The organism is Actinokineospora sp. NBRC 105648 (assembly GCF_030269645.1).
Classification (GTDB): domain Bacteria; phylum Actinomycetota; class Actinomycetes; order Mycobacteriales; family Pseudonocardiaceae; genus Actinokineospora.
This window is the reverse complement of the sequence record NZ_BSTR01000032.1, coordinates 16,371-30,547: the sequence shown is the minus strand read 5'-3', so window position 1 is coordinate 30,547 and position 14,177 is coordinate 16,371. Positions and strand designations below refer to the sequence as shown.

The 14,177-nt window shown below is 70.9% G+C and carries 14 protein-coding genes; 8 read left to right on the top strand and 6 right to left on the bottom strand.

Features of this window, described 5'->3' with window-relative positions; translation table 11 throughout:
- Positions 1 to 66 precede the first annotated feature (66 nt).
- Positions 67 to 1,098: a helix-turn-helix domain-containing protein gene (locus QSK30_RS24510; protein WP_285506156.1), complete on the top strand. Its 1,032-nt coding sequence runs from the start codon at positions 67 to 69 to the stop codon at positions 1,096 to 1,098.
- Positions 1,099 to 1,135: 37 nt separating this feature from the next.
- On the opposite strand, the gene QSK30_RS24505 is transcribed toward QSK30_RS24510, so the two are convergent.
- Together QSK30_RS24505 and QSK30_RS24500 are read right to left on the bottom strand one after the other, a co-directional pair.
- A complete protein-coding gene (locus QSK30_RS24505; RefSeq protein ID WP_285506155.1) occupies positions 1,136 to 1,639 on the bottom strand; it encodes an SET domain-containing protein in 504 nt (167 codons plus the stop codon).
- Positions 1,640 to 1,649: 10 nt separating this feature from the next.
- Positions 1,650 to 2,420, bottom strand: coding sequence for an MBL fold metallo-hydrolase (locus QSK30_RS24500; RefSeq protein ID WP_285506153.1), 771 nt, complete (start codon positions 2,418 to 2,420; stop codon positions 1,650 to 1,652).
- Positions 2,421 to 2,676: 256 nt separating this feature from the next.
- Between QSK30_RS24500 and QSK30_RS24495 the strand changes: the two genes are divergently transcribed.
- The 3 genes from QSK30_RS24495 (at position 2,677) to QSK30_RS24485 (ending at position 4,811) form a co-directional block, all read left to right on the top strand.
- Positions 2,677 to 3,540: a hypothetical protein gene (locus tag QSK30_RS24495; protein WP_285506151.1), complete on the top strand. Its 864-nt coding sequence runs from the start codon at positions 2,677 to 2,679 to the stop codon at positions 3,538 to 3,540.
- Positions 3,533 to 3,943 (top strand): type II toxin-antitoxin system VapC family toxin, encoded by a 411-nt coding sequence (locus QSK30_RS24490; protein ID WP_285506149.1) that lies wholly within the window; start codon positions 3,533 to 3,535, stop codon positions 3,941 to 3,943. Before QSK30_RS24495 ends, QSK30_RS24490 begins: the two co-directional genes overlap by 8 nt.
- Positions 3,944 to 4,100: 157 nt before the next feature.
- Positions 4,101 to 4,811, top strand: a complete 711-nt coding sequence (locus QSK30_RS24485) for a L,D-transpeptidase family protein (protein WP_285506147.1) — start codon at positions 4,101 to 4,103, stop codon at positions 4,809 to 4,811.
- A 140-nt stretch (positions 4,812 to 4,951) separates the two neighbouring features.
- Here QSK30_RS24485 and QSK30_RS24480 read toward each other — a convergent pair whose 3' ends face one another.
- The 4 genes from QSK30_RS24480 to QSK30_RS24465 all read right to left on the bottom strand — a co-directional run bounded on the left by QSK30_RS24480 (position 4,952) and on the right by QSK30_RS24465 (position 9,948).
- Positions 4,952 to 6,379 (bottom strand): aldehyde dehydrogenase family protein, encoded by a 1,428-nt coding sequence (locus tag QSK30_RS24480; RefSeq protein WP_285506146.1) that lies wholly within the window; start codon positions 6,377 to 6,379, stop codon positions 4,952 to 4,954.
- Positions 6,376 to 7,824, bottom strand: coding sequence for an aldehyde dehydrogenase family protein (locus QSK30_RS24475; protein WP_285506145.1), 1,449 nt, complete (start codon positions 7,822 to 7,824; stop codon positions 6,376 to 6,378). Before QSK30_RS24475 ends, QSK30_RS24480 begins: the two co-directional genes overlap by 4 nt.
- A 235-nt stretch (positions 7,825 to 8,059) precedes the next feature.
- On the bottom strand, positions 8,060 to 8,830 hold the full coding sequence (locus QSK30_RS24470) for a DUF1828 domain-containing protein (RefSeq protein WP_285506143.1): 771 nt from the start codon (positions 8,828 to 8,830) through the stop codon (positions 8,060 to 8,062).
- A 152-nt stretch (positions 8,831 to 8,982) separates the two neighbouring features.
- Positions 8,983 to 9,948 carry an AraC-like ligand-binding domain-containing protein gene (locus QSK30_RS24465; RefSeq protein ID WP_285506141.1) on the bottom strand — a complete coding sequence of 322 codons (966 nt, stop codon included), beginning with the start codon at positions 9,946 to 9,948 and terminating at the stop codon, positions 8,983 to 8,985.
- A 264-nt stretch (positions 9,949 to 10,212) separates the two neighbouring features.
- Between QSK30_RS24465 and hpaD the strand changes: the two genes are divergently transcribed.
- Genes hpaD through dapA form a run of 4 tightly spaced genes read left to right on the top strand, consistent with a single transcriptional unit; the run spans position 10,213 to position 14,102 of the window.
- Complete coding sequence (gene hpaD, locus QSK30_RS24460) at positions 10,213 to 11,079, top strand: 3,4-dihydroxyphenylacetate 2,3-dioxygenase (RefSeq protein WP_285506139.1); 867 nt, start codon at positions 10,213 to 10,215, stop codon at positions 11,077 to 11,079.
- Complete coding sequence (locus QSK30_RS24455) at positions 11,076 to 12,473, top strand: fumarylacetoacetate hydrolase family protein (RefSeq protein ID WP_285506138.1); 1,398 nt, start codon at positions 11,076 to 11,078, stop codon at positions 12,471 to 12,473. The genes hpaD and QSK30_RS24455 overlap by 4 nt, the downstream gene beginning before the upstream one ends.
- Positions 12,470 to 13,141: a GntR family transcriptional regulator gene (locus QSK30_RS24450; protein WP_285506137.1), complete on the top strand. Its 672-nt coding sequence runs from the start codon at positions 12,470 to 12,472 to the stop codon at positions 13,139 to 13,141. Before QSK30_RS24455 ends, QSK30_RS24450 begins: the two co-directional genes overlap by 4 nt.
- A 37-nt stretch (positions 13,142 to 13,178) precedes the next feature.
- Positions 13,179 to 14,102 (top strand): 4-hydroxy-tetrahydrodipicolinate synthase, encoded by a 924-nt coding sequence (gene dapA, locus QSK30_RS24445; protein ID WP_285506135.1) that lies wholly within the window; start codon positions 13,179 to 13,181, stop codon positions 14,100 to 14,102.
- Positions 14,103 to 14,177: the final 75 nt, after the last annotated feature.

Below are 14,177 nucleotides of genomic sequence, written 5' to 3'. Positions count from 1 at the left end.
TGTTGCCCCGTTCGGCTCAATGGCCGTAGGTTTTCCAGGCTGGCGGCCGGGCTGAGGGAGGGCGCGATGGATCCCACGATGGTGGCCGCCGCGGTGCGGATCGGCGCCGCCCTGGGCACCAGCGCCGACGTCGAGTGGGACGAGGTCTTCGACGCCATCGTCGGGGCCGTGCCCACGCTGTGCGCCGCCCAGGTCGTCGGCTGGGACCCGGTCGCCCGGCGGTTCGTGATCCTGGCCGAGCGCGGCTACACCCGGTCGATCTCCCAGGACCTCGCGCACGAGCTGCCGCGCACCCGCTGGGGCGGCCAGCTCTTCGACTCCGACGTCCCGCTGCTGATGGACGACGCCCCGCACAACTTCCGCGACTCCCCGCACTACCAGGAGATGCTGCGCCCCGCGGGCCTGGAGGACGGCCTCTCGGCGGCGCTGCGCCTCGGTCCGCAGCGGGTGGTCGGCATGCTGCACATCAACGCCTCGGTCCGCGACTCCTTCGGCGAGCGCACCCGGGGTTTCGTCCACGAGCTGGAGACCGCGCTGGCCCGCCGGGTCGACCCGCTGCGCTCGCCGCGCTTCGAGGCCTGGTTCGGTCCCGAGTGGACCGCGAGCAGGCTGGTCCCGGGCGGCTCGCCGCTGCCGCTGGCCGACCGCGCGCCGTCCCCGCTCGCCGACGACCCCACCATCCAGGCCCTCGGCGCGGTCTTCGCCGACCTGTCGGTGGGCACGGTGGCGTTCCTCTGGCCGGGCCGCGAGGGCTGGTACCGGGTCCGGTTGCTCCGCGTGACTGACGGCGTCCGCACGGGGGTCATCCTGGCGAGCGCCCCGTACGCGAACGCGCTGGGCCTGACCGCCCGCGAGGTCGACGTCGCCACCGGCATCGTGGCGGGCCTGTCGAACCAGGCGATCGCCGAGGGGCTGGTCGTCAGCCGCCGCACGGTGGAGACCTACGTCGAGCGCCTGCTGGGCAAGCTCGACTGCCAGTCCCGCGGCGAGGCGGCCGGGGTGGCGGCCCGCGCGGGCATCGTCCGGCCGACCCCGGGCCCCGGCGGCGTCGGCGACCTGCACCGCCTCACCCGGGGTGCGGAACCGCACTGGCCGTGAAGCCGGTCGCGGTGCTCCCCGCTGCGGGCTCTGTCGCCTAGAGCGCCCGGATGCGGTCGAGCAGCACGGGGCTCCAGTGGTCGCCGTAGACCCTGCGCAGCTCCGGCGACCGCCAGTCCGCGCCGGTGATCGTGCCCCGGCAGCCCGCGGCCGCGCAGCGGCACACCATCGACCACGACTCGACCCCGGTGTGCGTCGCGTAGTCGATGGTCAGCTCCTCGCCCGCGGCGATGTCGCGGCGGGCGACGACCGTGGTGGCGTCGGCGTGCCACAGGTTCGGCGCGCAGGAGTGGTTGCCGTAGCGGACCGGGTGCGCCGGGTCGATCAGCAGGTGCACCCCGGGGGCCACGGTGAGACTGCTGTACGGCGGGGTGAGCGCGGCCAGCTCGGCGTCATCGATCACCTGACCACCGAGCCGCTCCACCACCTCACCCGTCGCGATCGGGGCGCGGGCGAAGAGCCCGAGCCCCTCGATCGCCGAGTCCCCGACGCGGACGGCGGGGGAGAGCTCGCAGTGGTCCGCGGTCGAACGATGATCCACAGCTCCGAAGCTACACCGCGGTCGGCACCCCGGGTTCGAGCCAGCGGAACCGGTCGCGCACGTCGGCCGTCGCGTTCGCCAGGGCCGCCTCGACGCCCGGGCGGCCCTCCCGGAAGTGCTGCCACCCCTCGTAGTGCACGGGCACCGCGACGCGCGGCTTGAGCAGCGCGGTCAGCTCCACGGCCTGCGCGCCGGTCATCGTGTAGCGCAGGGGACCGCTGACGGGGAACCGCACCCCGCCCAGGTGCAGCAGCGCGACGTCCACATCCAGCCGGGACGCCACCTCGCGCACGCCCGGGTAGAGCACCGTGTCGCCGGACACCCACACCACGCCGGTGCTGGTGTGCAGGGCGAAGCCGGCCACCTCGCCGGTGATGGGGCGGCTCAGCGGGGGCCCGTGCCGCGCCGGGGTCGCGGTGATCTCCAACGGCGGCAGCCCGGGCTTGTCCAACCGGGTGGTCGCCCACGGCGCCAGCCCGCGCCCGGTGCCCAGCCTGCGGGCGCCCGCGACGGTGGTGACCACCTCCGGGACGCCTGCCAGCAGAGCCCGGCCCGCGGTGTCCAGGTTGTCGCCGTGGTGGTCGTGGGTGAGCAGGACCGCGTCGATCGGGGGCAGCCCCGCCACCGCGACCGCGGGCCCCGCGACCTTCACCGACGAGGTCCCCCAACCGAACGCGTAGCGCTTCCCGGGCGGGTCGAACGTGGGGTCGGTCAGCAGCCGCCAGCCGTCCACCTCGATCAGGACCGTGGGGCCGCCGATGTGGGTCAGGGTGGTCGTCATCCGCGGTCCTCCGGCCTGGGCTGGGTATCCTGACGATCATGCCCGGTACCCACTGGTCTGGACAGGGTGCGCTTCCGATCCCACTCTTTCCTGGCAGGTGTGACGTCGCGCAGTCCGGCTCGCGATGTTCGCGCGCCATCGGGTGATCGACTTTCGAATGTCTGTGCCACGTCTCCAATGCCTCTAAGCTGATGGCCTGAACGACGCCGTGCTGGAGGTGAGGGAGATGGCCACGTCACTCGATGGCGGCCTGACCGTGCGGGCGGCGGGCCCGGCCACCGCGGGCAACCGCATCTCGCTGACCGAGTTGGCCCGCATCGCGTCCAACCTCCAGGCCACACTTGAGCGAATCGCGATGTCGATCACTGGGGCCCGCCCGCGATCGGGCAGGCGCCCGGTGGAGATCGCCGAGTCGGTGCGGATGGACTTCGTGGGGTTCTCCCACGGGTCCGCGGTGCTGGCCCTGCGCCCGGCGGAGAAGGCCTCGCTCGACGGGCTCCTCGACGCCTCGTTCACCACGCTGGTGGAGGGGATCCGGCAGATCCGAGCCAGCGGGGAACGCCCGTCAGGCGAGGTGGAGAGCCATTTCAGCACATCGGTGCTCAACGGGTTGGTCACGTTGTGCGGCGGTATCGGTGAATCGAACCTGACCGCGATCGAGTTCAAGACCGGGGCGGACGTCCACTTCACCTTGGACGGGGAGATCCAGCGGCACCTCAGGCGCATTCAGAGATCGAACCTGGAAGCCGAGACCACCATTGTCGGCCGGTTGCACATGGGTGACTTCGAGCCCTTGTCACTGAGATGTCGAGTCGACACGAACCTGGGCAGCATCTGGTGTGATTTCGACATCGACCTGCGAGATGACGTGCTGAACAGCTTGGATCACCTGGTCATGGCGACTGGGTCCGCCGAATTGCACTCCGACGGTTCCGTTCGGCTTCTGCACCTGACCGGCCTTTCCGTCATCGAGAGTTCCCGTTCGGCCTCGTTGCGCGAACTGGCCGCAGAGCAGGGTGTGACTCCGTTGCGCTGGATCGGCGAGTTGCGCGGTGTTGAAACGGACGACGTCGACGTCTTCCTCGAAGGCATCCGCATCGCCCGCGGCTCTGATGAGTAGTTTCGTCGTCGTCGACACGGATGTCTTCTCCCGTCTTTGGCAGAACAGGAAGGTTGCGCCCGCGTATGTGAGCGCCCTGCGCGGCGTTACCCCAGTGCTCTCGTTCACCTCAGTAGCGGAGGCGTATTTTGGCGCCAGCTATGCCAACTGGGGGCAGAGACGACGGGCCGAACTGGAAGCGGCGATCCGCCGCTATGTCATCGCGCCCTACACTCCCGAGATCGCGGTTCTCTGGGCCGACTTGAAGAGTCGTGCGCGCAAGACCGGGCATTCCCTCGGGCAGGCCCAGCACACCAATGACCTGTGGATCTGCGCCACGGCGATCTTTCATGATTCCCCGTTGATGACGGACAACGTGCGACATTTCGACGGTATGCCGGGTTTGACGCTGATCAGGCCCTGATCTCAGGTTTCGCGTACTGCATCCCGGGTCATCCGGCCCGTCGATCTCGTTGGCCTTCACCTCGATGGGGCAAGTACTGTAGATCATCGGGGGAACTTCGAGGGGAGTCGGCGCGGCTCCGCTACCTTGGTTTCCAGGCTTGAAACCGGGAGGAATTGTGCGAGGTCGTGTGTTGGCGCTGCTCGTGGCCGTTGGGCTGGTCGTGCCGCCTGCGGTGGCCGCGGCCGCGCCCGGCGGTGGGCCAACGCTGCCCTCGGCCCGGGTGGACCAGTTGCCGTTGGTGTACACCGGTGACGCCGGCCAGTTGATCACCGTGGTCGCCAAGACGGCGGGGTCGCAGTCCGCGGTGCTCACCGGGTGGCGGCGCAGTGAGGGTGGGTGGGTCGCCGAGATCGGGCCGGTCAGCGCCTTCGTCGGGTCGGCGGGTATCGGTATCGCCAGTGAGGGGTCGACCAGGACGCCGGTCGGTGTGCACACCCTGACCGAGGCGTTCGGGCACAAGCCGTCGAATGGGACGCGGTTGCCTTATCGGCGGGTGGACGACTCGGACTGGTGGGTGTCGGACGTGCACTCGCCGCTCTACAACACCTACCAGCGGTGCGCCCCGGGCACCTGCCCGTTCAACGAGGCCGCGGGGGAGGACCTCGGCAAGGTGGGCTACGCCTACGACCGCGCGGTGGTCATCGACTACAACCGCAACCCGGCGGTGTCCGGGCGGGGGTCGGCGTTCTTCCTGCACGTCAGCACCGGCGGGCCGACCGCGGGCTGCGTCAGCATCCCGGCGGCAGCGCTCGACTCAGTGCTCACCTGGCTCGACCCGAACGCCCACCCGGTGATCGACATCGGCGTCGGCGGCTTCCGGAACTGACCCAGGCACCTCACCGGTGCTCGGTCGCGCCCAAGTCCCGGCTCAGACGATGAACCCGGACCCGGTTGGAGCGCGTCGGGAAAAGCAGGGCCTGCGGTGGGACAGCGCCCACCGCAGGCCTCTATCAGCACGAGGCGGCACTAGGCGACGAACTCGGTCAGCACCATGACCTTCGGCTCGGTGAGGTCCAGCATCGCCGAGTACACGCCCTCGCGGCCGACGCCGGAGTCCTTGATGCCGCCGTAGGGCATCTGGTCGGCCCGGTAGGTCGGCACGTCGCCGATCACCACACCGCCGACCTGGAGCTTGGCGGTGGCGTAGGCGGCCACCCGCAGGTCGTGGGTGAACACCCCGGCCTGCAGGCCGTAGCGGGAGCTGTTGGCCAGCGCGATCGCCTCGTCCACCGACTCGACCCGCACCACCACGACGACCGGGCCGAAGACCTCCTCGGTCACCACCGCGCAGTCCGCCGGGACGTCGGTGAGCACGATCGGGGCCAGGGCGTTGCCCTCCCGGGGGCCACCGGTCCGCAGGTTCGCCCCGCGCGCGACCGCGTCGGTGACCCAGTCGGTGACCCGGCGGGCGGCGTCGGCGTTGATCAGCGGGCCGACGTGGGTCTCGGGCGAGGCCGGGTCGCCGGTGCCCAGCTCGCGCACGTGCCGCACCAGCGCGGGCACGAACGCGTCGTAGACGTCGGTGTGCGCGTAGACCCGCTGCACCGACACGCACGACTGGCCCGCCTGGTGCGTCCCGAAGGCCGCCACCCGGGCGGCCGCGCCCTCCACGTCGGTCCAGTCCGGGCACAGCAGCACCGGGGCGTTGCCGCCCAGCTCCAGCAGCACGTGCTTGCGGGGGTTGGCGTCGTTGATCCGCCAGCCCACCGCGTCGGAGCCGGTGAAGGAGATGACCGGCAGGCGCGGGTCGCCGACCAGCCCGGCGATCTGCTCGTTGGTCATCGGCAGCACCGACCAGCTGCCCGCGGGCAAGTCCGTCTCACTGAGCAACTCACCGAGCAGCAGCGCGGAGAGCGGGGTGGCGGGGGCGGGCTTGATGATCACCGGGCAGCCCGCGGCGATGGCCGGGGCCAGCTTGTGCGCGACCAGGTTCACCGGGAAGTTGAACGGGGTGATGCCCAGCACCGGCCCGCGGGGGACCTGGCGCACCAGTGCCACCCGGTCCTCGGAGCCGGGTTCGGTGTCCAGCCGCTGCACGGTGCCGGAGAAGCGGCGGGCCTCCTCGGCGCCCCAGCGGAACGTGCCGATGGCGCGGCTGACCTCGGTGCGCGCCCAGGTGATCGGCTTGCCGGACTCGGCGGTGATCAGTGCGGCCACCTCGTCGAACCGCTCGGCCAGCCGCCGGGACACGTGGTCGAGGGCGTCGGCGCGCACGTGCGCGGGCAGCGCGGCCACCTCGTCGCGGCAGGCGGCGGCCGCGGCCACCGCCTCCTCGATGTCGGCGGCGGTCGCGTTGCTGGTGACCCCGGTGACCGCGGCGTCATACGGGCTGCGCACGGTCACCGGGGAGTCGGAGGTGCGGGGCTTGCCCGCGACCCAGTACGGAGTGCTCACAGGCCTGCCCCGTAGTGCATCCACACGCCCTTGACCTCGGTGTAGGCCTCGATGGCGTACGGGCCCATCTCGCGGCCCCAGCCGCTGGACTTGAACCCGCCCCACGGCGCCACCGCGTCGGGGATGCACGGCATGTTGACGAACACCGCGCCCGCGCGGATGCCGTCGGCGAGCCGGTGGGCGGTGCGCACGTCGTCGGTCCACACCGAGGCGGCCAGGCCGTAGGGGGAGTCGTTGACCCGGTGCAGCAGCTCGTCCTCGTCACCGTAGCCCAGCACGGTGAGCACCGGGCCGAAGATCTCCTCGCGGACGATCGCCATGTCGTCGGACACGCCGGAGAAGACGGTCGGCCGGTAGAAGTTGCCCGCCGCCAGGTCGCCGTCGACCCGCGAGCCGCCCGCGACCAGCTGCGCGCCCGCGTCGACGCCACCGCGCACGTAGGAGTCGACCTTGGCCAGGTGCTCGGCGGTGACCAGCGGGCCGAGCTGGGTGTCGGCGGCGTTGCCGGGACCGATCTTGAGGCCGTCGACGGCCTTGCCCAGCTTGGTGGCGAACTCGTCCACCCGGCTCGAGTCGACGTAGAGGCGGGCGAACGCGGCGCACACCTGGCCGCTGTTGAGCAGCCCGCCCGCGACGGCGCCGTTGACCGCGGCGTCGATGTCGGCGTCCCGGGCGATCACGGTCGGCGTCTTGCCGCCGAGCTCGAGGGTGACCCGCTTGAGGTCGTGCGCGGAGGCGGCGACGATGTCCTTGCCGACGTCGGTGGACCCGGTGAAGGAGACCTTGTCCACGCCGGGGTGGCGCACGAGCGCCTTGCCCGCGGCAGGCCCGCCGGTGATCAGGTTGACCACACCCTTGGGCACGCCCGCCTGCTCGCACAGGCGCACCAGGTAGGCCGCGCTCAGCGAGGTCTGCTCAGCGGGCTTGAGCACCACGGTGTTCCCGCAGGCCAGCGCCGGTGCCAGCTTCCACACCATGATCATCAACGGGAAGTTCCACGGCGCGATGAGCGCGCAGACCCCGACCGGCTCCCGCTTGTCGAACTGCAGCGTGTCCGGGAAGGAGACCGACCGGACGGCACCGTCGATCTTGGTGGTGAACCCGGCGAAGTAGCGGAAGTGCTCCACCGCGCCGGTCACGCTGACCGCCTTGGCGACGCCGAGCGGCTGCCCCTGGTCCAGCGTCTCCAGGGCGGCGATCTCGTCGCCGTGCGCCTCGATCAGGTCGGCGATCTTCCACAGCAGCCGGGCCCGCTCGGTCGCCGGGAACCTCGTCCACCCGGGCAGCGCCGCCCGCGCGGCGGCCACGGCCGCGTCGACCTCGGCGTCCCCCGCGTCGACCAGGGTCGCGATCGCCTCGCCGGTGGCCGGGTCGTGCGTGGTGAACTCGCCCGCCCCCGACGGCCGAACCCACTCCCCATCGATGTACAGACTCTCGGTGCGCATCGGCTCCCCTTCCTTGCCGCCACTGGACGAACGCGGTAGCCAGTGTCGGCCGGGGAGACCCTTCCGTGATTGCCTGTCAGCGCATGGCCGTTGATCCGCCGTGCCCGGTGACCTGGCGGTGTGGCGGGCGACACCGAACCCCGGCCGCCGCCGCGATGGTCGTCACGCCAAGTGACGAACTGGCCTGGACGGGCGCTGCGCGCACTCACCACGGCGGGCGAACCCGAGATCCCCGCTACGCGGCCAGTTCCGTGGTCAACTGCTCCTTGGCCGACCACGGTCGAGCCTTGACGTCGTAGGTGTCGAAGGCCTGGAGCACCTCGGACGAGATCCCGACCTCCCCGTTGTTGACCACGGCGAAGTACTCGGTGTCGCGTCCGCGGAGGGCGCGCGCGTCGTTGATCGCGAAGAGGACGTTCTCCACCCGATCGCGCCTGGTCGAGTTCACGACTTGGACGACGCGCTCGGGTGCCCGGGTCGACTTGGGGACCACGAAGTCCATCATGTGGTCCAAACCGCTCTTCCCGGGGAACTTGATCCTCGGCGTGTAGCGGATGTCGCGCAGGTCGAGGTAGCGGGCCACATCCTCGGCGAAGATCGTTCCGACGGTGTTCTGCGCCAGGACGAACCGGTCGTCGACACTGAGCATCGCCTGCACCAGGCTGTGCAACCGGTGCCCGAGCTGGTCGAGCGTGGCGGTGGCCCGCAACTCCGAGTCGCGCATCTCGATCCCGTAGCCGCCGAGGATCTGCTCCAGCAGCGCCTGCCTGCGCGGACCACGGCTGTCGACGCCGCTCGACTTGAGCTCGGCGATGATGTAGCCGTCGTCGGTCAGCAGGATCAGGTCTTGCGCGTGCTGCTCAGCGTAGATCTGCAGGTGGTCGTTGTGCCGGTCCAGGAACGGGGTCGTCAGCTCGTGCACCCCGGAGTCCAGTTCTCGCGCCGATACCGAACGCTGAATCCACGACAGGTAGGAGTCGACAAGGAGGTCCACGCGGGTGCTCACCGAAGGCATCCTTGACGACTGGATTTGAACACTCGGGCTTCGGCGCGGCTCCCGGACGTCCAGGACGACATGCTTGGTTTCGTCATGCTTTCCACTGGGCCGTGCGCGTCACAGTAGGTCGCCGAGGGGCGGCGGGTGGGTGGTGAGGCTGGTCAGTCGCCGCGGTGGACGACGCTGCGTTGGCGGTATTCGCTGGGGCTTAGGCCGTATTCGGTCTTGAAGGCTCGGCTCAGGTAAGAGGCGTCGACCAGGCCCCAGCGGGCGCCGATGGCGCCGATGGCCAGTTGCTGCTTGCTCGGGTCCGCCAGGTCCTGTCCGCACCTCTCCAACCGTCGTTGGCGGATCCAGCCGGAGACCGTGACGCCCGCGTCGCTGAAGAGCTTGTGCAGGTAGCGGGTGGAGATGTGGTGGGCGGCCGCGATCTCGGTCGGGCTCAGCGACGGGTCGTTCAGGTGGGTTTCCACATAGGACTTGATCTTCACCAGCAGGGCGCCGCGGGTGGACTCGGTGGGGACGCCGGAGTAGTCCACCCGGTCCGCCAGGGCCGTGCCCAGCAGATCGACCACGTTGCGCGCCAACCGAACGCTGCCGTAGACCTGCGGGTCGTCGAGGTTCCTGGCCAGCTGCACCAGGATCGAGCTCACGATCCCGCTGACCCCGGACCCGCCGCTGAACCGCGTGGCGGTCAGCTGTTCCACGTGGCCCGACGGCAGGCACAGCATGTCGCGCGGGAACATCAAGACCAAAGTGGACGACACGTCGTCGAAGGCCAGTGTGTACGGTCGGGTCGTGTCGTAGATGGCGAAGTCGCCCGGGTCCAGCGCCGCCTGGCGGCCGTCCTGGCTCAGCCGCGCGGTTCCGTGCAGCTGCAGGCCCAGCTTGTAGAGCTCCGGGTTGGACCGCGCGATCGCGCGCTGCGTGCGGCGCACGGTGTGCGCGTCGGCGGTGGCCTCGTACACCGCGACGCTGCCCAGGTTCTGCCCGCGCAGCCTGCCGCGGAATGCCGCGCGCTCACCGGGCGCGGCCTCGAGCGGGACGAACGTCTGCGACACCGCGGACTCCCACAGGTCGAACTGCTGCGCCGCAGGCGCGCCCGCCGTAGTCACCGAGTACGTCAACGCTGACCTCCATCACCAGATGACCGTGCGTGACTGTGAACACTGTGCCCCGCGCCTCATCCCCGTCAAGGGTACGCCCGGCTCCGAGACCCGCCCGCAACACTCGATGCGCTCGCAGTCAACCGCTGTGCGCGGCCGGCCAAGGAAGTAACGCCGGGAGTGGGTAGACCTGTTCCCATGACGGCCGTCCGCCGCCGTCCGCGTGGGAATCATATGCGATCCGGTACACGATTCCCGCGGTGAAAGCCGATGCAGGAGGTCACCATGGGTGAACTGGTGCTAGCCGCGAAGATCACGCACGTGCCGTCGATCTGGCTGTCCATCCAGCCCGGCAAGAACCACGGCATCCGCAAGCCCGCCGAGCAGGGGCTGGCCGAGGTCGGCCGCCGGGCGCGCGAGCGCGGCGCGGACACGTTCCTGGTCGCGGACTCGCACTGGATGAACAGCATGAGCTTCCACCTCAACGGCAAGGCCCGCCACCACGGCAGCTACGCCAGCCACGAGCTGCCGCACTTCATCGCCGACCTCGAGTACGACTACGAGGGCGGCCCCGAGCTGGCGACCCTCATCGGCGAGGAGATCAACGCCGGCGGGCAGAAGGCCATGGTGCACGACGTCAAGGACCTCGGCCTCGAGTACGCCACGCTGGTCCCGATGCACTTCATGAACCGCCCGGAGAACACCGAGGGCGCGCGGCAGCTCGCGGTCGTCCCGATCGGCTGCAACATCTACTCCACCATCGACGAGAACCGCCGGGTCGGCGAGGCCATGCTGCGCGCCATCAAGCGCTCCGACCGCAAGGTCGCCTTCCTGGCCAGCGGGTCGCTCTCGCACCAGTTCCCCACCAACGAGATCTCCTCGCAGTACCTCAACAAGATCAGCAACCCGCTCAACGAGCAGGCCGACCGGGTCGTGCTGGAGCAGTGGACCGGCGGCAGGGTCCCGGAGTTCCTGGCCACCCTGCCCACCTACAACGAGCGCTTCACCGGCGAGGCCGCGATGGCCGACACCGCCATGCTCTTCGGCCTGCTCGGTTGGGACGCCTACACCGGCAGCGGCGAGCAGCTCTGCGACTACTTCCCCAGCAGCGGCACCGGCCAGGTCATCGTCGACTTCCCGGTCCCGGCATGAGCGCGCACCCGCTCGGCCTGGCGCCGACCAAGATCATCGCGGTGCACCTGAACTACCGCAGCCGGGCCGCCGAGCGCGGCCGGTTCCCGGACGAGCCGTCCTACTTCGTCAAGCCGCCGTCCTCGCTGTCCTGGTCCGGGCGCGACCTCGTCCGTCCCAAGGGCACTGTCCTCTCCGCGTTCGAGGGCGAGATCGCCGTGGTGATCGGGAAAACGGCCTACCAGGTGCCGCGGTCCGAGGCGTTGGACCACGTCGCGGGTGTCACCGCGGCCAACGACTTCGGCGTGCACGACCTGCGCTACGCCGACCGCGGCTCGAACCTGCGCAGCAAGGGCGCCGACGGCTACACCCCGGTCGGGCCCGCGCTGCTCGACCCGCGCACCGCCGACCTGACCCTGCGCACCTGGGTCAACGGCACCCTGGTCCAGGAGGCCAAGGTCGACGAGCTGCTCTTCGACTTCGCCTACCTGATCGCCGACCTCAGCCGCACCATCACGCTGGAGCCGGGCGACCTCATCCTGTGCGGCACCCCCACCGGCGCGACCGTGGTCGAACCCGGCGACGTGGTCGAGGTGGCCCTCGGCGACACCGAGCGGCTGGTCAACACCGTGGTCGAGGCCGACGCCGAGCTGCCCAAGCCGGGTGCGCGCCCGCAGGTCAGCGCGGTCGACCGGGCCGCGGCCTACGGCAACGACGTGCCCGCGATCCGCCCGGAGACCGCGGCGGCGCTCAACGCGGTGTCCACCGCGACGATCTCCAGCCAGCTGCGCAAGCGCGGTCTGAACCACACCTTCCTGACCGGGCTCGCCCCGGCGCGGCCGGACCTGCGGCTGCTCGGCACCGCGCACACGCTGCGCTACCTGCCGCTGCGCGAGGACATGTTCGACCAGCGCGGCGGCGGCATGAACGCCCAGAAGCGCGCCGTCGAGGCGATCGGCCCGGGCCAGGTGCTGGTCATCGACTGCCGCGACGAGCACGGCGCGGGCACCATCGGCGACATCCTGGCGCTGCGCGCGGCCCGCCGCGGCGCGGTCGGCATCGTCACCGACGGTTGCCTGCGCGACAGCCCCTCGTTCGGCTCGCTGGAGATCCCGACCTACTCGGCGGGCGCGCACGCCGCGGTCCTGGGCCGCAAGCACGTGCCCTGGGAGATCGGCGTGGACGTGGCCTGCGCGGGCGTGCTGGTCCGCCCGGGCGACGTGCTGGTCGGCGACGGCGAGGGCGTCATCCTGATCCCGCCCGCCATCGTCGACGAGGTCGCCGCCGACTCGCTGGAGATGGAGCGGCAGGAGAAGTTCATCCTGGCCCGGGTCGACGACGGCGAGTCCGTCGACGGCCTCTACCCGCTGGGTCCGCGCTGGCGCGCGGAGTACGAGAAGTGGGACGGGGAGTGAACGCCCCGGCGCTCGAGGGGCGGTCGAAGACCCAGTACGCCTACGAGACGCTCAAGCAGCGCATCGTCGAGGGCTGGTACGGCCCCGGCACCCGGCTGGTGTTCGACCGGATCGCCCGCGACCTCGGGGTCAGCCCGGTGCCGGTGCGCGAGGCGGTGCGGCGGCTGGAGGCCGAGGGCTGGGTCGTCTTCGAGCGCAACGTCGGCGCGCAGGTGGCCGGGGTCGACCCGGACCAGTACCGGCACGCCATGCACACCCTCGCGCTGCTGGAGGGGCACGCCATGGGCACCGCGAGGGTGACCCCGGCGCTGCTGGCCAAGGCCCAGCGGCTCAACGACCGGATGCGCGACACGCTGGCCGAGTTCGACCCGCTCGGCTTCACCCGGCTCAACCGGGAGTTCCACCTGCTGCTCTGCGGCGGCTGCCCCAACCCGCACCTGCGCGACCTGATCACCCGCGAGTGGAACCTGCTCGACGTGCTCCGCCGCTCCACCTTCGCCCTGGTGCCCGGTCGGGCCAGGGAGTCGGTCGAGGAGCACGACGAGCTGCTGCGGCTGCTGCGCACCGGCGCGCCCGCCGCCGAGGTCGAGGCGTTCGCCCGCCAGCACAAGCTCAACACCGTGTCCGCCGTGTCCTCGGCGTCCGGTCCCGCCGTGAAGTTCCACTGACACCGCCCGAGTCGGCGTCCCAAGCCTGGAGACCCAGATGAAGTTCCGTTCCGACCCCGCCCAGATCAAGGGCTCGATCGCCCCGGTCGTCACCCCGTTCACCGCCGAGGGGGCGGTGGACCTCGACGGCCTGCGCAGGCTCGTGCGCTGGCAGCTCGACTCCGGCTCGCACGGCATCTCCATCGGCGGCTCGACCGGCGAGCCCAGCGCGCAGACCGTGGCCGAGCGGATCGCCGCGATGACCGCGGTGTCCGAGGTCATCGGCGACCGGGTGCCGTTCCTGCCCGGCACCGGCTCCACCAAGCTGGACGAGACCCTGGAGCTGACCGAGGCCGCGATCAAGCTCGGCGCCGACCTGGCCCTGGTCATCACCCCGTACTACAGCAGGCCCACCCAGGACGGCCTGGTCGCCTGGTACGGCGCGGTCGCCCGGGAGTTCCCCGACCAGCCCATCGTGATCTACAACGTGCCCTCGCGCACCGCGGTGGACATCGCCCCGGAGACCGTCGCCCGGCTGCGCCGCGCGCACGACAACATCGTGGGCATCAAGGAGACCACCAAGGACTTCGAGCACTTCTCGCACGTGCTGGCCCAGTGCGGGCGCGACTTCCTGATGTGGTCGGGCATCGAGCTGCTCTGCCTGCCGCTGCTGGCCATCGGCGGCATCGGCTTCGTCAGCGCGCTGGCCAACATCGCCCCGGCCGCGGTCGCCCGGATGTACGAGCTCTACGTCTCCGGCGACCAGGACGCCGCCATCGACCTGCACTACCAGTTGGCCCCGCTGGTGGAGCTGCTCTTCGTCGAGACCAACCCGGCGCCTGCCAAGCACGTGCTCAAGGACCTGGGCCTGATCGAGAGCGGTTTCGTCCGCGCCCCGCTGATCGAGCCGACCGCCAAGGGCCTGGAGCGGATCAACGCCCTGCGCGCCCAGGCCGAGCACCTGCTCGTCAAGCCCGCCTGAGCACCCAGCCCCACCAGCACCCCCGTTCCCCACCGCCGCCAGCTCACCCTCCGACACGCCCGTGTCATTCCGACG

Coding starts and splice junctions, on each gene's coding strand:
- QSK30_RS24510 (WP_285506156.1), top strand. CDS start 67: ATGGATCCCACGATGGTGGCCGCCGCGGTGCGGATCGGCGCCGCCCTG.
- QSK30_RS24500 (WP_285506153.1), bottom strand. CDS start 2,420: ATGACGACCACCCTGACCCACATCGGCGGCCCCACGGTCCTGATCGAG.
- QSK30_RS24490 (WP_285506149.1), top strand. CDS start 3,533: ATGAGTAGTTTCGTCGTCGTCGACACGGATGTCTTCTCCCGTCTTTGG.
- QSK30_RS24475 (WP_285506145.1), bottom strand. CDS start 7,824: ATGCGCACCGAGAGTCTGTACATCGATGGGGAGTGGGTTCGGCCGTCG.
- hpaD (WP_285506139.1), top strand. CDS start 10,213: ATGGGTGAACTGGTGCTAGCCGCGAAGATCACGCACGTGCCGTCGATC.
- QSK30_RS24455 (WP_285506138.1), top strand. CDS start 11,076: ATGAGCGCGCACCCGCTCGGCCTGGCGCCGACCAAGATCATCGCGGTG.
- dapA (WP_285506135.1), top strand. CDS start 13,179: ATGAAGTTCCGTTCCGACCCCGCCCAGATCAAGGGCTCGATCGCCCCG.